This is a genomic window from Bacillota bacterium (assembly GCA_013178305.1).
Lineage (GTDB): Bacteria > Bacillota > Sulfobacillia > JABLXB01 > JABLXB01 > JABLXB01.
Map to the genome: position 1 here is coordinate 430267 of JABLXB010000002.1, position 23428 is coordinate 453694.

A 23428-nucleotide genomic window follows, 5' to 3' on the forward strand; every position below is an offset into this window, starting at 1 on the left:
GACGTCCCCCCGGCAGGCGGTCGCTCGCCGCCCGGCGCGGCCGGCCGGCACTAGGCAGTCTTGTTCCTTATCGCGGCCTGCGCGGCAGCGAGCCTCGCCACCGGCACCCTGAACGGCGAGCAACTCACGTAGTCCAGGCACGCGATGTGGCAGAACTCGATCGAGCGCGGCTCGCCGCCGTGCTCACCGCAAATCCCGATGTGCAACTCCGGCCTGGTGGACCTGCCGAGTCTCACGGCCGTCTCCACGAGATTCCCTACCCCGTCCCGGTCCAGAACGGCGAACGGATTGTCGGGAAGGATCTTCTTCTGTACGTAGGTGTGGAGGAACTTGGCTTCGGCGTCGTCCCTGCTGAAGCCGAACGTCATCTGGGTGAGGTCGTTGGTCCCGAACGAGAAGAACTCGGCGTATTCCGCAATACGATCGGCGGTGAGCGCCGCACGAGGCACCTCGATCATCGTGCCCACAATGCACGGGATGTCGACGCTGGTAGCGGCCCTCACCTCGGCTGCCACCTTCTCGACGAGCTCCTTCATGAGGCGGAGTTCTTCGTAATGACCGACCAGCGGGATCATGACCTCCGGCATGGCGTCGGTGATCCCTTCGCGATAAAGCTCGGCGGTCGCCTCGAATATCGCACGCGCCTGCATTTCATATATCTCCGGATACACTACGCCGAGACGGCAGCCCCTGAAACCGAGCATGGGGTTGGTTTCGGCGAGGGCACGCGCCTTCCGGAGGATCTCCTCTTTGCGCTCGACTTCCTCGCCCGCCAGGCCGCGGCTCTTGGCCTCTGCGATCTGCACCACCAGTTCTTCGACGTTCGGGAGGAACTCGTGGAGCGGTGGGTCGAGCAGCCTTATCGTGACGGGGAGCCCCCTCATCGCCTTCAGGATCGCCTTGAAATCGCCCTGCTGGATCGGGAGGAGCCTGTCGAGCGCGCGGCGGCGTTCCTCCTCGGTCTGCGCCAGGATCACCTCCTGCACGATCGGGAGACGGTCCGCCTGCATGAACATGTGCTCGGTGCGGCACAGGCCGATACCCTGCGCCCCGAATTCGCGCGCTTTCCGGGCGTCCTCGGGGGTATCCGCATTCGCCTGCACGCCGAGACGCCTTACCTCGTCCGCCCACGCGAGGAGGTTCTTGAACTCTGCGCTGAGTTCGGGGTCAACCACCTTCACTGCGCCGAGGATGACCTGCCCCGTTGCGCCGTCTATGGAGATGATATCGCCCTCGTTCACGACCCTGTCGCCGGCCGCGAACAGCCGGCGGTCGAGGTCGATCTTAATCGCGTCACACCCGACGATACACGGTTTGCCCATGCCGCGCGCAACAATAGCCGCGTGGCAGGTCATTCCGCCGCGGCTCGTGAGTATCCCCTGCGAGTAGACGACGCCGGGCATGTCGTCCGGCGTGGTCTCCGGCCTGACGAGGATGATCTTTTCACCGTCCTGGCCGAGCGCCTCCGCGCGGTCGGCGTCGAACACCACCCTGCCGGTTGCAGCTCCCGGGGATGCGGGGAGCCCGACCGCGATAACGTCCAGCTTCGTCTTTGGGTCGATCCCGCGGTGCAGCATCCTCACGACCTGCTCGGGTTCGACGCGCAGCAGCGCTTCTTGTTTATTGATCTTGCCCTCGCCTACCATGTCGACGGCCACGCGCACCGCGGCCGAGGCGGTCCTTTTCGCCGAGCGGGTCTGAAGCATGAACAGCCGGCCTTTCTCGACGGTGAATTCGATGTCCTGCATGTCGCGGTAGTGAGACTCCAACATCGTACAGATGCGCTGCAGTTCGGCATACGTAGCGGGCATTTGCACGGCCAATTCCGCGATCGGTCTGGGTGTGCGGATGCCCGCCACGACGTCCTCGCCCTGTGCGTTGGTGAGGTATTCTCCGTACAGCTCGGGGACGCCCGAGGACGGGTTCCTCGTAAACAGGACCCCGGTGGCCGAGTCGTCGCCCATGTTGCCGAACACCATCGACTGGACGGTGACCGCCGTCCCGAGGTCGTCGGGTATCTTGTTGATGCGGCGGTACACGATTGCCCGCTGGTTATTCCACGACTCGAACACCGCGCGTATCGCCATCCTGAGCTGCAAGCGCGGGTCCCGGGGGAACTCCATGTTGGACAGTTCCAGCACGAGGCGCTTATAGTCGTCTATCACTCCGGCGAGCGCCGCCGCGGTGAGGTCCTGGTCGTGCACGGCCCCCGCGAGTTCCTTATGATTGTGGAGGACGCGTTCGAACTGGCTATGGTCCAGCTTGAGAACCACGTTTCCGAACATCTGGATGAACCGCCGGTAGCAGTCCAGGGCGAAGCGCCTGTCGCCTGTCTGTCTCGCCAGCGCCTCCGTAGTCCGTTCGTTCAGGCCAAGGTTGAGCACCGTATCCATCATCCCCGGCATCGATATCGCCGCCCCCGAACGCACCGAAACGAGCAGCGGGCTACGGTCGTCGCCGAGCGCCTTGCCGGTTTCCTGCTCGAGCGCCGAGAGCGCGGCGGCGACCTGTTCCTCGAGTCCGTCAGGGAGCTTCCCGCCCGAGCGGTAGTACTCGACGCACGCCTCGGTGGATATAGTAAACCCCGGTGGCACCGGAAGCCCCAGCCCCCGCATCTCGGCCAGGTTCGCGCCCTTCCCGCCCAGGAGGGCAACCATCCCCTTGTTACCCTCCTGGAAACAGTACACGTACCTCTTAGACATGGGCCCCACCCCTCGTAACGTACTCGATGACGTTGTTGGCGGTTTCCTCCACGGCCTTGTTGGAAACGTCGACCACTGGGCACTCGAGCGTCTTGAAAACCTCGTTGGCGTAAGCGATCTCCCTGCTTATCCGTTCGAGGTCGGCGTAGTCGGCTTCAGATGGGAGTCCCATAGCCCTCAGGCGCTCTACCCGGATGCGCCGGAGCTGCTGCTCGTTGATTGTCAGCCCGACGATCTTCCACTTGGGTACGAGGAACAACTCCTCCGGCAGCTTGACTTCGGGGACCAGTGGGATGTTCGCAACCTTCCACTTGCGATTGGCAAGGTACAGGCTGACGGGTGTCTTGGATGTGCGGGAAACACCAACGATGACCACGTCGGCGTTGAGGAAGCCCCGTGGGTCTTTCCCGTCGTCGTACTTCACGGCGAACTCGACCGCTTCAACCCGTTTGAAATAGTCCTCGTCGAGCTTCCTCACGAGGCCGGGCTTCATCTTGGGCCGGAGGTCGGTGGTTTCCCCGAGCGCCTCCAGCACGGGCCCCATGATGTCCACAGCGGGAATGCCGTAGCGCTCGGCCTCCTTCCTCACGGCCTCGCGCAGTTCGGGGACGATGAGCGTATAGACTATGACGCTCTTGCCCGACTTTGCCTGGGCGATGATGTCGTGGATTAGCGCCGCGTTTTCGACGTGAGGAATGCGCACGATGTCAAAGGCTTTCGAGTTGAACTGGGACGCTGCCGCCCGTGCGACGAGCTCCGCTGTCTCACCGACCGAGTCCGAAACGACGAAGATCGTTGGAAGAGCCTCCGCGGCGTCGATGTCGAGTCATCCCCCTCCGGCACGTCATCCGGGGAATTGCCCCCGAGAGGATTATATACTCCCCCGGGCGATCACTTCCTCCCACGAACGGCTACAGCCCGCCACCCTGGATGAGGTCGAGAAGATCGGCCAGCGAGCCCTCATAATCCGCGACGTACTGGACGCTGTTGCGGTTCCTGACGGCGGTGTTCACGAGGAATGTCTTCATGCCGGCGCCGGCGGCGACCAGGTCCTCATCCACGTCGTTCCCCACCATCAGGCACTCGTGTGGCTCGCAACCTATGATGGAGCAGATCTCGCGGTAATACTCGGGGCGAGGCTTGCAGAAGTGCATGTGCTCGTATGTTGTGATGAGGTCGAACAGGTCCGGCGATATCCCGGCCCATTCGAGCCTCTCAACGATCGCAGCGCGCGGGTATAGGGGGTTCGTTGCCAGTACGGTGCGCATGCCCGCGTCCACGGCCGCCTGCACCACGCGGGCGGCGAGAGGGTCGGGGTTCGAGTGCCGGCGCAACCTGGGGAAGTCGGCGGCGTAGAACTCCTGGAAGACCGGCATCCAATCCTCCGCGGTCACGCCGAATTTCGGGAAAAAGTCCTCGCAGAAAACCTCCATGTTCGTCTGCTCGCGTCGGTGTTGTCGACCATCGCGGCCACCGACGCCATCAGTTCCTTGACGAATCTCTGCGGGGCGCATGCGTGAGCGAACCTCGGGGCGAGGAGCGATAAGTAGTCGTTCATGAACGCCTCGAACTCTATACGAATCAAGGTGTCATCCAGGTCAAACAGGATCGCTCGTATGGCCGGACTCAGCGGCACGCCCAAAACACCTCGCACCCGCGCCGTGCGCGTTCGCGCGGCGCTACGATACGACCACCCTCGACAGGTCGGCCGCTCTCCCGAACAGCCCCGTGATGTTGGACAACAGGGCCAGGCGGTTCCGCCTCACCGCGGGGTCCTCGGCCATTACAAGTACCTGGTCGAGAAACCGGTCAACGGGCTCCCTGAGGCCGGCCATGTGTTTGAAGAAACTGGCGTAATCCTCGGACCGGAGCATCTGCTCGGCCGAGCCCTTCGTGGAGAGGAAGCTATCATACAGCGCCTTCTCCTCGGGCTGGGCGAAAAGCCGCACGTCCACCTCGGCCGGAGCCACCTCACGCGCGAGGTTCGCCACCCGCTTAAACCCTACCATCATGCGTGCGAACTCCTCCTCCTGGAGGAACGCCTGCAAGGCCCTGGCCCTCGCAACGGTTGAGGGGACGTCGTCGAACCCCGCCTCGAGCACCGCGTCGAGTACGTCGTACCTTATCCCATCGTCCTCCAGGAACGCCCTGACGCGCCCCTTGAGGAACTCCAGCACTCGAGACTGTTCCTGGAGCACGCGGTCCTCGCCGGCGCCCATGGACGGCGCCAACAGATCGAGGGCTGATCTAACCATCAGGCTCAGGGGCGCGCGCACGCCTCCACCCACGCCGCTCGCGCCCGCCGCCAGGATCGAAACGATACCGGCGCCCTGCCTGCGCAGGGCGTACGGGTCCTGCGACCCTGTCGGGGTTATCCCCGCCAGGAAGCAACCGCAGATGGTGTCCACCTTATCGGCGAGTGACAGCACCGCGCCCGTCCTCGTCGCAGGGAGATCCCCCCCGGCGTGCCTGGGTAGGTACTGCTCGGCCAGAGCCGCGCACACCTCTTCGTCTTCTCCCTGCCTCCGGCCGTACTCGCGTCCCATCGTCCCCTGCAGCTCGGGGAACTCGCGCACCATGTTCGTGGTCAGGTCGGTCTTCGAGAGCACCGCCGCGCGGTCGACGAGTTCCAGCGCGGCGCCGCTTATTCCCGCAGCCGCCGCGATCTTGCGCGCAGCCTGCCTTACTCGCTCCGTCTTATCGAAGTACGTGCCCATTTTCTCCTGGAACAGAACCCGCTTGAGCAGGTCGACGCGCTCCCCAAGCGGTGTTTTCTGGTCCTCCGCGAAAAAGAACGCGGCGTCGGCCAGTCTGGCGCGGATGACCCTTTCGTTGCCGGTACGCACGATGTCGAGCCCTTCGGATCCGCCGTTCCTCACGGCGATGAAGCAGTTCTTGAGCTTCCGCCCGGAGCACGGCACGCCCGCCGCCCCACCACCTGCGAAGGCGCCACCACTGGCAGATGCGCCTCCGCCCGCGGGTGGGCCACCCGCGTCGTAAACGGGGAAATAGCGCTGGTGGTGCTGCATCGTCGTGACGAGAACCTCGGTGGGTATGACGAGATAGTCGGGGGAAAACCCGCCGGCGAACGCCGCCGGGTACTCCACGAGGTAGTTCACCTGTTCGAGGAGCGCGGGATCCACCGACGCCGCGCCCCCCTCGGCGGCGGCGACGGCTGCTACCTGCTCCTCGATCATCTTCCTGCGCTTGTCCTGGTCCACGACGACGCCGGCGCGCGCCAGCACGTCTTCGTACTCGCCGGGTTGGCCGATTTCGAACGGCCCCGGCCCCAGCACACGGTGGCCGTACGTCAGCCTGCCCGACTTGACTCCGAGTACCTCGAACTCGATCGGGTCGCGACCGAGCAGCGCGAGGAGCCATCTGACCGGCCTCGCGAACGCGTGCTCGCCCAGTCCCCACCTCATGCTCTTAGGGAATTCAAGCGCCATAATCAGCGCGGGGATAGCCTCGGCCAGTACCTGGGCCGCGGGGCGGCCCTTGTCCACCTTTACTGCGAAAACATACTCCCCGGCGGGTGTCTGCCTCACCACGAGGTCCCCGGGTTTGACACCCTGCGATCTTGCGAAACCCATCGCCGCACTGGAGAAGCCGCCATCCGGCGTGAGGGCCACGGATTTGGACGGGCCGCGCACTTCGACGGTACGCTCGCCCTGCGCCCCCGGGACACCGGAGCACAGCAGCGCCAGCCGCCTCGGGGTGGCGAGCACCCTGACCGCGGTGGCGGTGGGGCCGCTGGTCCCGGCGGGCGTGAGCCTCAGGTCGTCGAGCATCTTCGCCGCTTTCTCCCTCATCTGGTTGACCGCGGACGGTATATAGGCGGCGGGCATCTCCTCGAACCCGATCTCGACGAGAAGGTCTCGAGACGTCATCCCCGCTCACCCCCGACCCAGCGTGAAAGCGGGAACCCCTGGTCTTTGCGCTGCTCGAGGTATGCCCTGGCCACGTGGCGGGCGAGCGTCCTCACCCTGAGCAGATAGGACGTGCGCTCGGTCACGCTGATCGCCCCCCTGGCCTCGAGCACGTTGAACGTGTGAGAGCACTTCAGCACGTAGTCATACGACGGGAGGACCAGCCCGTCGTTCGCGAGGCGCCGCGCCTCCTTCTCGTACGTTTCAAACAGGTTGAACAGCGTGGGGATGTCGGCCAATTCGAAGCTGTACTTGGAGTGTTCGAACTCGGCCATCTTGAATACGTCCCCGTATGTGAGGCCGTCGACCCACTCGATGGTGAACACGTTGTCGACTCCCTGTATGTATGAGGCCAGCCGTTCCAGGCCGTACGTGATCTCAACCGATACCGGCCGGCAGTCGTACCCCCCCACCTGCTGAAAGTACGTGAACTGGGTAACTTCCATGCCGTCCAGCCAGACTTCCCAGCCGAGGCCCCAGGCGCCCAGCGTGGGTGACTCCCAGTTATCCTCGACGAAGCGGATGTCGTGCGTGGCGGGGTCGATGCCCAGGGCGGAGAGGCTCTTCAGGTACGTGTCCTGTATGTCCGCGGGCGAGGGCTTCATGATGACCTGATACTGGTGGTGCTGGTACAGCCTGTTGGGGTTATCGCCGTACCGGCCGTCCGTGGGACGCCTCGACGGCTCCACGTACGCCACCCTCCAGGGCTCCGGGCCCAGTGCCCTCAGGAACGTCGAGGGGTTCATGGTGCCGGCGCCTTTTTCGACGTCGTAGGGTTGCATGATGGCGCATCCCTGGTCCGCCCAGAAATTCTCGAGGCTCATGATCACGTCCTGGAACGTCTTCCCGTTGCGGACGGCCGTGGTCATTCCGCACCCTCCTTGACCCCGTCTAAAAGCGGGACCCCCCGCCTGCCATGGTCTTCGTCACCACAGGGACGGGAGGTTCCCACGGAACTGCTCCTCGTCATGCGATCTCAATCTACCAGCGCGTCCATTACTTGTCAACGTCGCGGGCGTTCGTCACCGGGCCGTCGTGCCCCGCAGGCCCCGGCCCCTTTCGCTCCAGTTCGATAGTGCACTTTGAAGCGAGCGCCACGGCGACGCCGAACGCCGCGAGGAACGGGGCGACGACGGCGCCGACCGCGCCCACGGTCACGGGCAGTTCGACGATCACGTCGTCTCCCTGCTTGACAACGATCCTCGTGACGTTCCCCTCGCGGATGAGGTCCTTGATCTTGTCGACAACCTCGTTACCCTGGACCTGAATCCTCTCGGTCCACGTCTGGCCGGGATGCTTGCCCTTGTCCTCGAGGGCAATCAGGGCCTGGACGACGTCCCCGTTCGCCTTCTCCAGCGCGTCCCGCGCCTCTTTGTATGACACACCCGTTCTGGACCTGACCTGGTCGATCATCTCGAGAGTAATGTTCAAGATTCTTCACCTCGCGCGCTATTGGTTCCGGCCGCCGGAGGCGCGGTTCCAGTACCATTCTGCACCAGCCCATCAGAAATATGCAAGATGCATACCCCCCTTCTTCAGGCCGGAGACAGCGATTCAAGCATCTTCGACGACCTAGGCATCCTGCCGCAGTGATACCCGAGGTACGACTCGAGCGCGAGCCTGGCCTCTTTGAGCATTCGCCCATCGCAGCGAAGCGCGCGGATACTGTTCTGGTCGCCGGACTGCAGGAACCTGATGGCGTTGATTGTGCCGGTTGCGATACTGATCGCCTGGTCCCCGCAAGACGCGCATACGACACCACCGGCTGCGGGGTCGAACCCGGTGAATCCCGAGCCGGCTCCCGCCGCGGTCCCGCATACGGCGCACGTATCGAGTACCGGCTTGTACCCGGCGGTGGAGAGCGCCCTCACGAGGAACCAGACCGCCACGGTCTCCGGATCGAGGCCGGAGTCGATGAACTTGAGAGCGGAGAGGAGCAGCGCGAACATCGGCGCGGAAGGGTCCTCGTCCTCGGTGATGACGTCCGCGACATCCGCAACGTACTCGGCAAACGCGAACCTCGACAGGTCCTCGCGGATCCGCCTGAACGAATCCCTGATGTCGCACTGGGTGATGGTGTTCAGCTTCCTGCCCTTGTGCAGGACGAAATGGCAGTAAGAAAGCGAATCGGTCGCGGCCGAGAACCTGCTCATAACCTTTCGCGCGCCCTTTGCCACCGCGCGGATCTTCCCGTACCGCCCCGTGAACAGCGTCACGAGCCGGTCCGCCTCGCCGAGTTCCATCTTCCGTATCACTACCGCCTCGGACTTGAACAGCGCCAACTACACCACTCGCTTATCCGCGCCCCGCGGTAGCCCCGGCCGGGGCCTTGCGCGTCATGCATCGGGGTGATATCCAAAGGACCGCAGGACGGATTCCCTGTTGCGCCAGTCTTTCTTCACCTTAACCCACAGGTCGAGATAGACCCTGTTCCCCAGCAGCGCCTCGATGTCCTCTCTCGCGAGCCGGCCGACCTCCTTGAGGAGGCGCCCGCCCTCGCCTACCACTATCCCCTTCTGGGACTCGCGTTCCACGTAAACGGTGGCGCTTATGTACACCAGATCGTCGCTCCTGGGCACCATTTCCTCGATGTCGACCGCGACTGAGTGGGGGACTTCCTCCCTCGTAAACATGAGGATTTTCTCGCGGACGATTTCTTTCACGATAAACTGCTCAGGCTGGTCGGTGATCATGTCCTCGGGGTAGTACATCGGCCCCTCGGGCATCAGCCCGCTTACGACCTCGATCAGTCGCTCGACGTTGCGCCCGGTCACCGCGGACACGGGAATGACTTCCTTCGCGGGGGCGAGGCCCGAGTACGCCTCGACGACACCTTCCACCGTCGCAGGGCCGCGCCCGGCTGGGCGCCCAAGGAGGTCCACCTTGTTCACGGCCACAATGACGGGTGAGGACGCGCGGGTAAGCAGGTCTGCGACGTACCGGTCACCGGGGCCGGGTCCCCCGGAACCGTCAACCACGAACACCACGCAGTCCACTTCGGAAAGTGTCCTCTGCGCCACCGCCAGCATGTACTCTCCAAGTTTGTGGCGGGGCCTGTGAATGCCGGGGGTGTCGATGAACACAACCTGGACGGGGGGCTTCGTCAGGACGCCTGAGATGCGATTGCGCGTCGTCTGCACCTTGTCGGACACTATGGAGATTTTCCGTCCGATCATGCGGTTGAGAAGCGTGGACTTGCCAACGCTGGGTCTTCCGGCGATGACCGCAAAGCCGGACCGCGAAACCGTCAAGCCCTTCCCTGCGTCGTCAGCCGTTCCCGCCAACCGGCTGCCCTCCCGCCATGTTCCGCGCCTGCTCCGGAGTAAGTATACCCCCCGAAACCACCATCTTTATCCCTTCCTCGACGGAGATGTCGAGGATCTGTACGTCCTCACCCGGAACGAGCACCAGGAAACCCGAGGTCGGATTCGGAGTAGTAGGAATGTACACGCTGAGAAGCCCCCCAGTCCGGCCCGAGCACGACTGGGGGGTCTCGCCCGTCACGAACGCGATGCAGTATATCTCCCGTCTCGGCCACTCGATGAGACACACCCGGCGGAACGGGCTCCTGTCGGCGTGAAGGAAGGTGTCGACTATCTGCTTCACGGTGACGTATATCGACCCCGCGAGCGGGGTGCGGGAGATAGCGTATTCGCCCAGCGCAATGAGTCGCTTCCCAAGGATGTTGGCTGCAAGCGCGCCAAGCCCGAGGATTATGATGAGGCTTGCCGCCGCCCCGAGGCCGGGGACGTCCCGGCCCAGCACGGCCCTCACCGGATCGTGAAGTATACCGTCGATGAGGTTGAATACAAACCTGAGGAAAACGACGGTGAAAGCGAGGGGTATGAAAACGATCAGTCCTGTTACGAAGAAAGTCTGGACCTTGCGCAAGTAACCGTCACCTCTTCATCGCCGCCTGGAGGCCCAGCGCTGCGCAGCAAACCACCGCCGCGGCCAGCGCCAGGGGCCTCGTCCTGGCGGCCTGTGCAATGTTGGCCGCAACCATATCGAACTCCGGCAGGAACACGAGAAGCCCCACCACGATCGCGTACATCGCCGATATCAGCACGGCCCCCGCCGCGACGTCCTTGCATTTCGCGGCCAGCGGGTGGAAGTCGTGCGTAGCGAGGTCGACCAGGGCTTCGAGCGCGGTGTTGATTGCCTCGGAGAGGACTACAACCATGGTCGCGGACACCACGAACAGCAGTCCCGTGATGGATACCCCGCCGAAATACGCGAGCGACAGCGCGAGGAGTCCCATGGCTAAGTGGATCCTCATGTTCCTCTCCGTCAGCCAGACGTACCGCAGCCCCGCGAAAGCGTTTCTGAAACTCTCCCCGAGTGTACGCATGTCAGAACCCCGCGGCCGCGAGCACGCGGTCCTGCGTCTCGGCCATCCTCGTTGCGCCGGCGGGGTCACCGTCGTCGTATCCCAGGAGGTGAAGAGTGCCGTGGATCACAAGAAGGGCGAGCTCGCGCTCAAGCGTATGCGAGTACTCCGCAGCCTGCGTGGCGGCCGTATCGACCGATACGACCACGTCGCCGAGCATCCGCAGGGGTGGACCGGCGGCCACGGCGGGCTCGTCCTCAGTGGTCTCGAGCATGGAGAAGGCGAGCACGTCGGTGGACTCGTCCCTCCCGAGGTAGCGCAGGTTCAGTTCCCTCATGTAATCATCGCCGGTGAAGATGACGCTGAGTTCGTCGGCCTCAGACTCCCTGCCCTCCGCCCTGATCGTCGCCATCGCGCAGTTCCGCGCCATCTTTTCCAGGCGGGCTTCCGTCAGCCCCGCCGGCAGTTCCCTCAGCAGGACGTCCACCAGTACCTCCATCAGTCTCATCCCCTTCGGAGGGCGGCGCACCAGCGCCCCTGGCGAGGTTTTCGGGATAACCCACCCTCGCATGGAACATGCCGCTCAGCGCGCGCATGAACGTGTCGGATATCGTATCCAGGTCTTTCAGAGTCAGGTCGCACTTGTCGAGCTGGTGATCGTACAGGCGGTCCTTGACGATACGCCTGATGAGCGTTTCGATCCTTCCAGGCGACGGCCTGACCAGCGAACGCACGGCGGCCTCAACGCTGTCGGCCAGCATGACTATCGCGGTCTCCTTGGACCCCGGGCGCGGTCCTTCGTAACGGAAGTCCTCCTCCGCCACCTGATCCCCCGTCTTTTCGTCCTCCGCCGCCCTGGAGTAGAAGAACGACACCAGCGTCGTCCCGTGGTGCTCCCTGACGAAATCGATCACCCGTTCCGGCAGCCGGTACTGTCTCGCGAGGTCGACGCCGTCCTTGACGTGCGACGTGACGATCAGCGTGCTCAGCCCAGGCGCCACCCTGTCGTGCGGGTTCTCCTGAAAGCCGATCTGGTTTTCGATGAAGAAGTACGGTCGCTTGATCTTGCCTATGTCGTGGTAATACCCGCCAACTCGTGCCAGGAGGGAATTCGCCCCGACCGCCTCGGCCGCAGCCTCCGCCAGATTGGCCACCATTACGCTGTGGTGGTAGGTGCCGGGGGCTTCGATGAGGAGCTTTGACATGAGCGGGTGGTTGGGGTTCGCGAGGTCCAGGAGCTTCACCGGTGTCATTATGTTGAAAAGCGTCTCGAAAAAGGCCAGCGCCCCGACTGCGAGGAACGACGAGATAACGCTGCCGTTGAGGATTCCGAGCGCGACGTCCTTCCACGCGGTGGCGAACGGTGTACCCATCGTGAGCGCCATCGCCGTGCCGGCCAGGCCGCTTACGAGGCCGACCAGCGCGCCTGCCCTGACGAGGTCCGACCTGTGACCTACCCGGGATATTCCGTAAACTGCCGCCGTTCCGGATATGGCCGACACCACCATGAACGCCGCGTCATTCCCCGCGGCCACGCCGACCGCAATACTCATGCACACGCCGGCCACTATCGCGGCGCTGGGGTCGAGCAGGGTGGCCAGGAGCATCGTCCCGGCGGGGATCGGAGCCATATACTCGGAGATACCCCTCAGGAACCTGGAAAGGACCACGATCCCCACGAACACGATGACGAGCTGCATTACCTTGGTCTCGCTCGCGTATATATCCGGCTTGAACTGCCGGAGATACATCCACAGCGTGCCGACCAGCAAGAGTGAGAGGATGATGGAGGACACCACGGTCCTGAAACCGATCCCGGCGCTCGAGATGCCGCCTTCCCTCATGAGCCTGAGGTGCTCTTCGGTCACGACCTCGTTTTTCTTCACTATGATGTCGTCCTTGAACACCTTGACGGGCTGGACTGAATCGGCCGCTCTCTTGCGGCGCGCGGCGGTCTCCGCCTCGTTGATGAACCTGTTCGGCCTGATGTATCCCTTGACGATCGCGCTGGCCACGGACTTGAATTCCTCGGGCAGCCTGTACTGCTGAAGTTCGTAGTCAACCTGGGCGAGGCTCGCGGAGTACGAGTCGACGTGGACTCCGGAGTCCATCACCTTTCTCGCAGCCCCTATTGCCGAGACCTTGACGTCCGCTATCTTCTCGGATCCGGCGCGTAGAAGCGCCTCGGCGTAAAGCGGCGGGATGCTGACGCCCGACGCGTTCCGGAAATCCTCGACGCGCCTTTGAATCTGGGCGTAGTGGTCTTCCGAAAGGGAAATCGCCTTGTCGAAGACCGCGGAGATGTTCTTTTCTACTTCGACTGAGATTCGCCTGTCGACGTCGTATATCGCTGCGACCTCGGCGACCTTCTCCGCGCGGAGTCTGTCGGTAGCCGCTCTATCGACGAAGTCCCTCGTCGCGGTGATGTTCTTCGGGGCAGGCCTCCCGGCCTGGAGCGATAGGCGCTCCGGGGTCATCGAGTTGAGGAACACGATAGTGAGGATGACGAACGCGAGCGCGCTCCAGACCCAGCGCCGCAGCGTGGCGCGCGGGCCGCCGGGGTATATCCTGCCAGGTTCTCGCAACAACCTGAGCAGGGACACGCTACGACCCCTCCCCGGCTGTCTGTCTCTTCTCAAACCTCTCGTACGCCTGGACTATCTTCTGCACCAGTTCGTGGCGGACGACGTCCTGGTCGGAAAGGTACACGAACCTGATGCCATCTACTCCCTTCAGCACCTGCCTGACGTGTTCGAGGCCGGACTCGGTTCCTTTGGGCAGGTCGACCTGGGTAATGTCGCCCGTCACCACGGCCTTGGAGCCTATCCCGAGCCTCGTCAGAAACATCTTCATCTGTTCGGGGGTCGAGTTCTGCGCCTCATCGAGGATGACGAACGAGTCGTCGAGCGTCCTGCCTCTCATGTAAGCGAGCGGCGCGACCTCGATGAGCCCCCGCGACATGTACTTCTCGAAAGTGTCCACGCCGAGTACGTCGAAAAGCGCATCGTAAAGCGGCCTCAGATACGGGTTCACCTTCTCCTCGAGGGTGCCCGGGAGAAACCCGAGCCTCTCACCGGCCTCCACCGCAGGTCTCGTGAGCACGATCCTGCTGAAATCCCTGTTCCGGAACGCGGCCACCGCCATGGAAACCGCGAGGTACGTCTTGCCGGTGCCGGCAGGGCCGATGCCGAACACGAGCGCGTTATCGCGGATCGCCTGGATGTATTGCCTTTGCCCCAGCGTACGGGGCTTTATCTGCTTCCCCCTGGCCGTGATGATTATAGCGCCGTCGGCAAGCTCCGCCACCTTCTCTATGGAGCCTGTCCTCGATGTGTCCATGACGTAGCGCACCTGCTGGGGCGAGACCGAACCCCTTTTCGCCATGCGCATTACCTGCTCGATGACTTTGGAAGCGGACTCCACCTCCTCGGGGGGCCCGCTGAGGGTGATCTCGTTTCCGCGTGTGGCGACCCTGACCTTGAACGCCTTCTCGATCATGGAAAGGTGCTCGTCGTACTGTCCAAACACGTTGAGGGCCTCTTCGTTTGTGTCAACGACCAGCTTCCTCGTGGCCGTCTCGTTATCCAAATAATCTGCCTCCTGCTACCTCATCAGGGCGGAAACGCCGATGTCCTCGAGTGTCGTAATCGACACCCTGACACTTACTGCCGAATCTCCTTCGTGTGATTCGGCAGAAACATCGACCACGTCCGCGTCCTGCGGGAGTTCGAGCCTCACCGCGGAGAGAGCCTTGTCTCTCGCGGAAAGCCTCGCCTCCTCGCGGCCCAATTCAATTCTTCGCGGGACTATTTCGTAATAGGTTTCAGTAATGCGTTCGACAGGTAGGGGTATATTCCTCCAGATCAAGGGGGTCACCCTGGATGCCTTCTCGTGCTCGGCGAAAGGCACGGGCTTTCTCCCCTTCCATATTATGTCCCTACCCGCGATCCTGATGACACCCCGCGTATACGTCTTACCGCTTCGCTCCTTTACCCGCTGTGCGTACTCTTCTGTAACCTCAACCGACCTCGTGACCCTGGCCATGACCTGGCCACGTGCCCGCACCGCCCTGTCGATCGTCTTCGGCGGGGGCGGCGGAGCGCCCGGCGGGGTGGGCGGCGCCGGCGCAGGGGGGCCCTTCAGCCTGCCCTCGATGAGCACCTGTCCGGCCACGACGCTGTCCCCTTCTTTAACTGCGGGCTCCCCCATGAACACGAGAACCCTGGCCACGGTCCCACCGACGCGCGCGACTATGTTGGCGGGGGTATTCGGGTCGTCCACCGGCGCAGGGGGCAGCGTCTTCTCTATTACATCGATGATAACCCTTGTGCCCTGGAACCTCAACCTCACCCATGAAACGTGATCGACCCTCGAGAGTATCCCGAGTTCGATTTCCCTGGAATCGAGCCTCGAAACGGGCACACCCACCTTCAGCCCGCATTCCGCGGCGGCGCGGAGCACCTCGCGGCCGGCCTCGTCGCTACCCGCGCCCGCAACCTCGATGAACCACACGCGCGAGGACACCAGCCATATCACAACGGCGCACACCAGCAGTCCGGCAATGAAGGCGTGCCGGCCACGCCACCTCTTCAGGAAGAACGGCAAGCCGTGCTTCTTCCTGATGCGTATGCTGCACCGGGTCTTCCTGGCAACCCGCCTGAGAATGCGAAAGCCGCGGGCGCTGACGTCGGCTACCAGCGACTCAGGCCCGCGGCGCAGGTTCGAAAGCGTGACCCCGTTGCGCATCGCCAGGTTGACGAAGCGTTCGATCACCCGCCCCCTGATCTCGATGGTCACGTAGCCTGAAACCAGGCGCCACGCCTTAAAGGCTATCATGCCGGCCGCACCTTACCCCTCAAGGCCGATAGAGCATATCCGGCCGGTCAACGTAATCTCGTCGGGAACGATGCTGCCGATCTTCAGTTCCTCGCCCCTTATGGTTATCTGGCCTTCTCCAAAGCCGATCACCACACACTCGGGTGAGTACTCGATCAGGCCCCTGTGGTTCTCCACGCTCATTTCCACGTTCCCGATGAGGGTTATACGGGGCAGGTCCAGCACGACATCGCCGGGCAGTTCGAGCGCGCCGGCGATCCTATTCCTTATCCGTCCCCCTTTCCGCTCCACCCTCCCGTCCCCCTCCGGAATAATGTCTATTCCGGCAGGGAGCGGCGAAGAATCTTGACGCGGGACGGCGGCACCTTGGAGGCCCGATTATCTCCGACAGGACGATCGCGGAGACCATCCTGTCCGGGCCGAGGAACTCGAACGCGAGGCCGCCACCCTCGCCGGCCGTCGCCGAGGCCAGCTGGGGTGTGGCGCCGGCCTGGTCGCGGGCCGCCCCCGTGCGGACCAGCGGGAGTTCGGCAGCATCCAGCGCCTGCAGGATCCCGGGCTCGGGCGGTGCGGTCTCGATCAGATCAGGCGCCGGCCCCGGCTGCTCCCGGCCGTCGACCTGCGCGGGCGCGCGGCGCTGGGCGGGGCCGCCAGGGGGCCAACCGGGCATTGGGGGCCACTCGCCACGCGGCCTCTGCGAGGGCCTGCGCGGATCGCGGCCACCACGTCCCCTGTTCGCAGCCGCTGAGCTGAAAAGCCATATCAGGATGAACGCGAGAATCGCCAACGGTTCCATGCCCGCCACCTACTTCTTGTCGATGCCCTGGCTCTCGGGCCTCGGGCCTGCCTTGGATATCGCGTTTCTCATATGCGTGTCCGCCATGATGTTCTGCATCTGGTAGTAGTCGAGCACGCCGAGGTTGCCCTCCCGTAGCGCCTCCGCCAGCGCTCTGGGTACCTCGGCCTCCGCCTCGACCACTTTGGCCCTCTGCTCCTGCACGAGGGCTATCATCTCCTGCTCGTGCGCGATGGCCATCGCGCGCCTTTCCTCGGCCTTGGCCTGGGCGATGCGCTTGTCGGCCTCGGCGCGGTCGGTCTCGAGCCGCGCGCCTATGTTGTCGCCGACGTCGACGTCCGCGATGTCGATGGACAGAATCTCGAACGCCGTGCCCGCATCCAGCCCCTTGTTCAACACGGTTCGAGATATGCTGTCGGGGTTCTCGAGCACTTCCTTGTGGCTAGTCGACGAACCGATGGTCGTGACGATGCCCTCACCGACCCTGGCTATGACCGTTTCCTCGCCGGCGCCGCCGACCAGGCGGTCGATGTTTGCGCGGACCGTCACGCGCGCCTTCGCCTTGAGCTCGATGCCGTCCTTCGCCACGGCCGCCACCGTGGGCGTCTCGATGACCCTCGGGTTGACGCTCATCTGCACCGCTTGAAGCACGTCGCGCCCGGCCAGGTCTATCGCGGCGGCCCGTTCGAACCCGAGCGGGATTTCCGCTCTCTGCGCCGCGATCAACGCGTTGACCACCCTGTCGACGTTACCGCCCGCGAGGAAGTGCGCCTCGAGGCTGTTCACGTTGACGTCGATTCCCCCCTTGATGGCCTTGATCAGCGGCGTGATGATCTTCGCCGGCGGGACCCTGCGGAGTCTCATGCCTATAAGGGTCACGAGGTCTATCCTGACGCCCGCCGCGCGCGCCGAGATATAGAGGCCCAGGGGAACGAAGCTGAAAATGAGCGAGAGGCCGATGAACGCTATCGCGATCACTATCAACATGGAAAGCAACGCCGCCACTACTCATCTACCTCCTTGGATAGCTTGCCCGAATCCTGCCCGGTTTGCCGGGGGTATCATCCCGTTGTCCGTCTCCGAACGTGACCACGACCGTCCCGCCGGAATCCTCCAACACGTACACCGTCTGCCCGCGGTCGATGAACTCGCCCCTGGTGATCACGTCGACCCGCATCCCATCGATCTCCACCACGCCCGCGGGCCTGAGGTGGGTCAGCGCTATGCCTGTCTTTCCGGCCAGCGATTCGGGGACCTGGCCGGGTTCTCCCGGTCCCCTGGCCGAAGTCCCGCTGAGCGTGGACGCGAGGGTCAGCCTCCGCCAGATGCCCCGCCTTAGGCCGAACCTCACCGCCACGAGCAATGCGAGGGCGCTGGCGGCCACCGCTATGAGGAGCATCTCGATCCCCTGCCCGCTCCGCGCGATGGCGAAGTATATGCTCAGGATCATGCTGGCGATCCCGCTGAAACCGAATACGCCGAAACCGGGCATGAACGCCTCCACAGTCAACAGGAGAACACCCAGGAGGAACAGGGCCGCGACCTCCCATCCCGCCGCGCCCGCAGCCGCTTGCCCACCGAAGTACAGTGCGAACGCCGAAAGCCCGACCAATCCTGGAATGCCGAAGCCTGGCGTCATCGCCTCGACAACCATGCCGAGGAATCCAATGGTGAGGATCACCGGCGCCACGATGGGGTTACTCACGAACCTCGCCAGTCTCTCGGCCGGCGTCTGCCGCTCCGTGACGACCCTCGCCCCCTGGAGCCCAAAGGACGCGAGCACCTCGTCGCGGTCGGCGGCAGTCGCGTCGGAGATGCCGAGCTCCAGCGCGCGCTTCCATGTCAGGTTCAGGAGCTTCCCCTTTTCCTTGACGCCGGGGATCTCGATTCCGGCGTCGGCCATTCCGGCGGCGAGCTTCGGGTCCCTGCGGCGCCGTTCGGCCGTCGACTCCAGCTCCGCCCGCCACGCCGACAACACTTTTTCATCGAGGGGCCTGGGTTCCGCGGAACCGATGCTCGACCCCGGGGCCATGGCCACCTTCTCCGCCGACAGGGTTATCAGGGCCCCCGCCGACCACGCGTGGTCCCTGACGTACGCTATGGTCTTCACGGGCGACCGCACGATCCTGTCCTTGATGGCAATGGCGGAATCGATCCGCCCGCCCGGCGTCGATATCTCCACGATAACCGCGGCGGCCTTCTCCCTCTCCGCGGTATCGAACACCCTGGTCACGTATCGCGCGAGCGCCTGTTCGACGGCGCCGTTCAGTTCCACCACGTACACCTGCGGATTCGGCTGCTCAGCGGCCTCCGGAAACGCCGCAGCGAAAGCGCCGGCCGCCATCGCGAACGCCGCAGCGAGCGCTATGCCCAGCGCAAACCTCCTCATCTCAAGGCCTCCCCATGAACTAAATGGGACCCGACCACAGGCCAGGTCCCGGCGATGATGGCTGCGCGGTCAACCGTTCTTGCCCACGTCCTCCAGCAAAGACCTGACCACCTGATTGACGAGCCTGCCGTCCGCCTTACCGCGGACCTTCGGCATGAGTACCCCCATCACCTTGCCGAGGTCGGCCGGTCCCCTGGCGCCGACCTCGCGGATGGCCTCCTCGGCGGTCTTCCTCACGTCATCCTCCGACAACTGCTCGGGGAGGTACTCCATCAGGATGGCGATCTCTTCTTCCAGGGCCTCGACGGCATCCTGCCTGCCCAGGTTCCTGTATTCGGCGATGGCGTCGCGCCGCTGTTTTACCTCGCGGGCGAGCACCGGTATGACGCCGGCGTCGTCGAGCTGCTTCATCTGGTCGACTTCGGCGTTCTTGATGGCGGCGCGCGCTAGTCTAATGACGGAAAGCCTGGTCTTACCCTCCTCGCGCGCCTTCATCGCCGCCTTCATGTCTTCCATCAGCCTGTCCTTGATGCTCACTGTGATCCCTCTTCAAGTGCGCCCATTGAACAGATAGACCGGATGGGGTCTCCGGTCTTCGATCTACTTAACGGTACTTCCGCTTCCGGGCCGCCTCGGACTTCTTCTTGCGCTTTACACTGGGCTTCTCGTAGTGCTCGCGCCTGCGGACCTCGGCCAGCACGCCGGCCTTCTGGCACTGCCTCTTAAATCTCCTGAGGGCAGCGTCGAGGGTCTCGTTCTTCCCAACCTTAATTTCAGCCACAAATCTCCCTCCCTCCGACCCGGCATTCGCTGGTACGTCCCGCTGCTAGCCTGGTGGCCAGGTCATCTGGCGGCCGCCCAGCACGTGCAGATGGAGGTGAGATACCGTCTGTCCACCCTGTCTCTTACAGTTCACTACCAACCTGAACCCCTTCTCACTGATGCCGGTCATCCCGGCAACCTTGTTTACCACCATCATGGTGTGCCCCAGTAGGTCCTTGTCAACACCGTTCGTATCAGCTAGAGAAGGGATGTGCTTCCTGGGAACAACCAGGTAGTGCACCGGCGCCTGGGGGCTACGGTCCCTGAACGCGACAACCCGGTCGTCTTCGTACAGGACCTCGGCTGGGGCTTCCTTTCTCACAATTCTACAGAAAGGACAGTCGGCCAGCGGCGTCACCTCCCCCCGAGCGTACAATGCTTAACGGTTAAGCTTCTTGGTACGGAGCGAATTTATTCTACATGGGCCGCGGCAATTCCTTTTCCAGCGGGATGCTGAAAAACCGCTGGTCGTTCCAGGCGCCGGCGCCGTCAGGGCCTGTATGTCGTCACGCGCCGCGACCGGTCTGCGTGTCGCTCGATGGCGAGATCGATAAGCCTTGTTACCAGTTCAGTGTACGAAATCCCGGTCGCCTGTATCATCTTCGGATACATGCTCACGCTGGTGAACCCGGGGAGCGTGTTGATCTCGTTGAGCCAGATCCTGTTCGAGTCGCGCTCGACGAAGAAGTCGACTCTGGCGAGTCCCGCCGCATCTATACACCTGAATGCCTCTATCGAAATCCTCTGAATACCCTTCACAACGGCGTCCGGCAGATCCGCGGGGACGATCAGTTGAGTATCGGGGTCGAGATACTTGGCGGTATAGTCGTAGAATTCCCGTGATGGGACTATCTCCCCCGGCGGCGACGCAACTGGGTCGTCATTGCCCAGCACCGCGCATTCGATCTCGCGGGCATTCTCCACGCCCTCCTCCACCAGGACCTTCCTGTCATACTGACAGGCCTTCCCAAGGGCTTCCTCCAGGTCAGCGGCATGTTTGACCTTGGTCACGCCGACGCTGGAACCCAGGTTGGCCGGCTTCACGAATAGGGGCGGGCGGAATGACTCGAGAAGCGACCGCACGACGGCTTCGGGGTCTGCCTCGAACTCGTGCCTCATGAGCACGCGGTGCTTCACGACCGGAAGGCCTTTCTCCCTGAACAGCCTCTTCATCACGTCCTTGTCCATTCCGGCAGCTGAGGCCAGGACACCACTGCCGACGTAGGGAATGTCCGCGAGGTCCAGCAAGCCCTGGATCGTACCGTCCTCACCGTAGGTACCGTGAAGCATCGGGAAGACCACGTCGATACTGCCGGCCGCCTCGAACGGGGCACCATCAACGCGCACGAGGCTATTCCTGTTCGGTTCGGGCACGAGCGCCACGGATACCCCGTCGTCGTTCTCAACAACCCCGCGCTGGAGCATCCTTATAGCGTCGCCGGCCAGGACCCACTTGCCTTGCTTGCTGATACCGATGGGCACGACCTCGAACCTGTCGCGGTCGATGAACTTGAATACCGAGGCCGCGGACATGAGCGATACCTCGTGCTCGCCGGACCTGCCCCCGAAAATGAGACCCACGCGTACCTTCCCGATCATCCTGTGTACTCAACCTCCATGCGCGTCGTCGACGAGGACGCCTCTGACACCCGAGGCGGTAGCCCCTGTGATTTCGACCGTCACGATTTCCCCTTTCAGGGTCCCGGGACCGTCGAACCATACTCGAACGTAGTTGCCCGTCAATCCCTCCAGCGCCGCGTACCGGTCCTCACCGCCCTCTTCCACGAGGACCGTAACCCTCGATCCCACCATGGCCTCGTGGAATCTCAGCGAGAGATCCTTACCTATCTTTATGAGCGAACGTGCGCGCCGTTCCTTCACGGCCCTCGGGACCTGGCCGCCCATACGCGCGGCGGCGGTGCCGGGCCTTGCGGAGAACGGGAACACGTGCAGGCGGCTGAAACCAGCCGTCTTTACGACGTCACAGGTGAGGTCGAAGTCGGCGTCCGTTTCGCCGGGGAAGCCCACCATGACGTCGGTCGTGAATCCGAGACCCGGTATGCTGCTCCTGAGCTCATCCGAGAGCCGGATGAACTCCAGGGCGGTGTACCCGCGGTTCATCGCTTCGAGTATCCTGTCCGACCCGCTCTGAAGCGGGACGTGCAGGTGCGGGCACACCTTCGGACGCCCCATCTCCCCCACGAGTTCCGGGGTTATGTCCATCGGCTCCACCGAGCTCAGCCTTATCCGCTCGACGCCCTCGACGTCGTGGATGAGCCGGACCATCCCTGCGAGGGTCAATGGGCCCGGTGTAGCGGCAGCATGGCCGCCGGACCCGCCGTCCGAGCGGCCGTCCCCCGCATTCTGCTGCCGGAGGTCCTTACCGTATTCGCCCAGATGAATACCTGTCAGTACGATCTCCTTGTAGCCGGCCGCGGCCAGCCTCCTCACCTCGTCGAGGACCGGCCCAGGTCGCCTGCTTCGAACCGGCCCCCGCGCGAATGGCACGATACAGTACGAACAGAACTGCTCGCATCCGTCTTCGATCTTGACGAATGCCCTGGTACGCCCCTGGAACTCGACGGCGCCGGCCTCCTCGAAATCGCGGCACGACCACGCCCTGTCGACGCAGCTCATCCGTGCCCCGGTCGCCAGGAATTCGTCGACGTATCGCGGCAGGTCCGCGCGGTGCGCCGCTCCCGCCACGATGTCCACCTCCGGCAGCGATCCGGCCTCACCCGGCGCCACCTGGGGGTAACACCCCGAGACCACCACGACAGCGGACGGGTTCAGTCTCCTCGCCTTTATCGCAGCCTGCCTCGACTTCGCCTGGCTTCGGCCGGTTACGGCGCACGTGTTTATCACGTATACGTCGGCAACTGCTCCAGGGTCGGCGACCTCATAGCCGTGACGCCTGAATGCCGCCGTCATGGCGGCCGTGTCGTACTGGTTGGCCTTACACCCCAGCGTAACGAAGGCTACTGTCCGGCCCGTGTTACCTGCCCCGCCTGTCGCGGCCGTCCCGCCTGTATCCATCATGGCGCGCGCCGTCCCCGTCAACTCCCCGTAACCGGAATCCTGATGCTATGCTTGCCAATTCAACGCCGCTTCTAGTGAACTCCTTTCGACAACGGATCAAAGAAGAAAAGCCCCGTATTTTCGGGGCTCCCAAATAGAGGGAGCGAGAGTGGTCTGCGAGACTAATCGTCGTCTTTGCGGCCACGGCGGCCGTGACCGTCTTTGTCGTGGTCATCGTCATGATGATCGTGATCGTGGTCATGGTGATCGTGGTCGTGGCGGTCATCGTCGACTTCACCATTAAAGAGAATCGCGCAGACCTTGTTGATCGGGATCACGACTTTCTTGGCGCGCAGCTTCGCTATTAGCTTTCCTTCCTGGAATACTTTAATCTTGATCCTGTCACCATCGGACGCGAACAGGATGAGCCAGCCGACTTTGATCGCTGTTTTCTTCACATTGCTCGCGATGTTGACAGACTCGTCACACTCGTATTCGACGACAATCTGCCCATCATCGTCGCACCACGGTTCGCTGCAGATCTCCGCCAGCGCCTTCGAATCCTCGTTCACCGGTTTCACCCCTTCCTTCAAGACATGCCTGAGT

At 63.4% G+C, this 23428-nt stretch carries 25 protein-coding genes; all 25 read right to left on the reverse strand.

Annotation, left to right across the window (positions count from 1 at the left end):
- Positions 1-50: 50 nt before the first annotated feature.
- Positions 51-2702, reverse strand: coding sequence for a pyruvate, phosphate dikinase (locus HPY55_07435; protein NPV70457.1), 2652 nt, complete (start codon positions 2700-2702; stop codon positions 51-53).
- A complete protein-coding gene (locus HPY55_07440; protein ID NPV70458.1) occupies positions 2695-3522 on the reverse strand; it encodes a kinase/pyrophosphorylase in 828 nt (275 codons plus the stop codon). The genes HPY55_07435 and HPY55_07440 overlap by 8 nt, the downstream gene beginning before the upstream one ends.
- 91 nt (positions 3523-3613) lie before the next feature.
- Entirely contained in the window at positions 3614-4078 is a 465-nt protein-coding gene (locus HPY55_07445; GenBank protein NPV70459.1) for an HAD family hydrolase, read from the reverse strand.
- Positions 4079-4092: 14 nt separating this feature from the next.
- Entirely contained in the window at positions 4093-4338 is a 246-nt protein-coding gene (locus HPY55_07450; GenBank protein ID NPV70460.1) for a hypothetical protein, read from the reverse strand.
- A 43-nt stretch (positions 4339-4381) separates the two neighbouring features.
- A complete protein-coding gene (locus HPY55_07455; protein ID NPV70461.1) occupies positions 4382-6592 on the reverse strand; it encodes a glycine--tRNA ligase subunit beta in 2211 nt (736 codons plus the stop codon).
- Entirely contained in the window at positions 6589-7500 is a 912-nt protein-coding gene (gene glyQ, locus HPY55_07460) for a glycine--tRNA ligase subunit alpha (GenBank protein NPV70462.1), read from the reverse strand. Before glyQ ends, HPY55_07455 begins: the two co-directional genes overlap by 4 nt.
- A 127-nt stretch (positions 7501-7627) precedes the next feature.
- Positions 7628-8065 (reverse strand): DUF4342 domain-containing protein, encoded by a 438-nt coding sequence (locus HPY55_07465; GenBank protein NPV70463.1) that lies wholly within the window; start codon positions 8063-8065, stop codon positions 7628-7630.
- 101 nt (positions 8066-8166) lie between these two features.
- A complete protein-coding gene (gene recO, locus HPY55_07470) occupies positions 8167-8913 on the reverse strand; it encodes a DNA repair protein RecO (protein NPV70464.1) in 747 nt (248 codons plus the stop codon).
- A gap of 54 nt (positions 8914-8967) precedes the next feature.
- On the reverse strand, positions 8968-9882 hold the full coding sequence (gene era, locus HPY55_07475) for a GTPase Era (GenBank protein ID NPV70465.1): 915 nt from the start codon (positions 9880-9882) through the stop codon (positions 8968-8970).
- Between the two features lie 16 nt (positions 9883-9898).
- Complete coding sequence (locus HPY55_07480) at positions 9899-10522, reverse strand: DUF502 domain-containing protein (protein NPV70466.1); 624 nt, start codon at positions 10520-10522, stop codon at positions 9899-9901.
- Between the two features lie 7 nt (positions 10523-10529).
- Positions 10530-10982: a diacylglycerol kinase family protein gene (locus HPY55_07485; protein NPV70467.1), complete on the reverse strand. Its 453-nt coding sequence runs from the start codon at positions 10980-10982 to the stop codon at positions 10530-10532.
- Between the two features lies 1 nt (position 10983).
- Positions 10984-11373 (reverse strand): rRNA maturation RNase YbeY, encoded by a 390-nt coding sequence (ybeY, locus tag HPY55_07490; GenBank protein ID NPV70468.1) that lies wholly within the window; start codon positions 11371-11373, stop codon positions 10984-10986.
- The gene (locus HPY55_07495) at positions 11339-13564 is read right to left on the reverse strand and encodes an HDIG domain-containing protein (protein NPV70469.1); all 2226 of its coding nucleotides are present in this window, start codon (positions 13562-13564) and stop codon (positions 11339-11341) included. Before HPY55_07495 ends, ybeY begins: the two co-directional genes overlap by 35 nt.
- Before the next feature lies 1 nt (position 13565).
- Positions 13566-14459 (reverse strand): PhoH family protein, encoded by an 894-nt coding sequence (locus HPY55_07500; protein ID NPV70470.1) that lies wholly within the window; start codon positions 14457-14459, stop codon positions 13566-13568.
- 105 nt (positions 14460-14564) lie between these two features.
- Positions 14565-15797, reverse strand: coding sequence for a sporulation protein YqfD (gene yqfD / locus HPY55_07505; GenBank protein ID NPV70471.1), 1233 nt, complete (start codon positions 15795-15797; stop codon positions 14565-14567).
- A gap of 12 nt (positions 15798-15809) precedes the next feature.
- Positions 15810-16088: a sporulation protein YqfC gene (gene yqfC, locus HPY55_07510; protein NPV70472.1), complete on the reverse strand. Its 279-nt coding sequence runs from the start codon at positions 16086-16088 to the stop codon at positions 15810-15812.
- Positions 16057-16593 carry a hypothetical protein gene (locus HPY55_07515; GenBank protein NPV70473.1) on the reverse strand — a complete coding sequence of 179 codons (537 nt, stop codon included), beginning with the start codon at positions 16591-16593 and terminating at the stop codon, positions 16057-16059. The genes yqfC and HPY55_07515 overlap by 32 nt, the downstream gene beginning before the upstream one ends.
- Positions 16594-16602: 9 nt before the next feature.
- Positions 16603-17580 (reverse strand): flotillin-like protein FloA, encoded by a 978-nt coding sequence (floA, locus tag HPY55_07520; protein ID NPV70474.1) that lies wholly within the window; start codon positions 17578-17580, stop codon positions 16603-16605.
- A gap of 25 nt (positions 17581-17605) precedes the next feature.
- On the reverse strand, positions 17606-18982 hold the full coding sequence (locus HPY55_07525; GenBank protein ID NPV70475.1) for a nodulation protein NfeD: 1377 nt from the start codon (positions 18980-18982) through the stop codon (positions 17606-17608).
- A 69-nt stretch (positions 18983-19051) separates the two neighbouring features.
- Positions 19052-19519 (reverse strand): GatB/YqeY domain-containing protein, encoded by a 468-nt coding sequence (locus tag HPY55_07530; protein ID NPV70476.1) that lies wholly within the window; start codon positions 19517-19519, stop codon positions 19052-19054.
- 67 nt (positions 19520-19586) lie between these two features.
- Entirely contained in the window at positions 19587-19763 is a 177-nt protein-coding gene (locus tag HPY55_07535; protein ID NPV70477.1) for a 30S ribosomal protein S21, read from the reverse strand.
- 45 nt (positions 19764-19808) lie between these two features.
- On the reverse strand, positions 19809-20153 hold the full coding sequence (locus HPY55_07540; protein ID NPV70478.1) for a histidine triad nucleotide-binding protein: 345 nt from the start codon (positions 20151-20153) through the stop codon (positions 19809-19811).
- 140 nt (positions 20154-20293) lie between these two features.
- Positions 20294-21403, reverse strand: a complete 1110-nt coding sequence (locus HPY55_07545) for a D-alanine--D-alanine ligase (protein ID NPV70479.1) — start codon at positions 21401-21403, stop codon at positions 20294-20296.
- A gap of 9 nt (positions 21404-21412) precedes the next feature.
- Positions 21413-22843, reverse strand: coding sequence for a MiaB/RimO family radical SAM methylthiotransferase (locus HPY55_07550; protein ID NPV70480.1), 1431 nt, complete (start codon positions 22841-22843; stop codon positions 21413-21415).
- A 161-nt stretch (positions 22844-23004) separates the two neighbouring features.
- Entirely contained in the window at positions 23005-23394 is a 390-nt protein-coding gene (locus HPY55_07555) for a hypothetical protein (protein NPV70481.1), read from the reverse strand.
- Positions 23395-23428 lie beyond the last annotated feature (34 nt).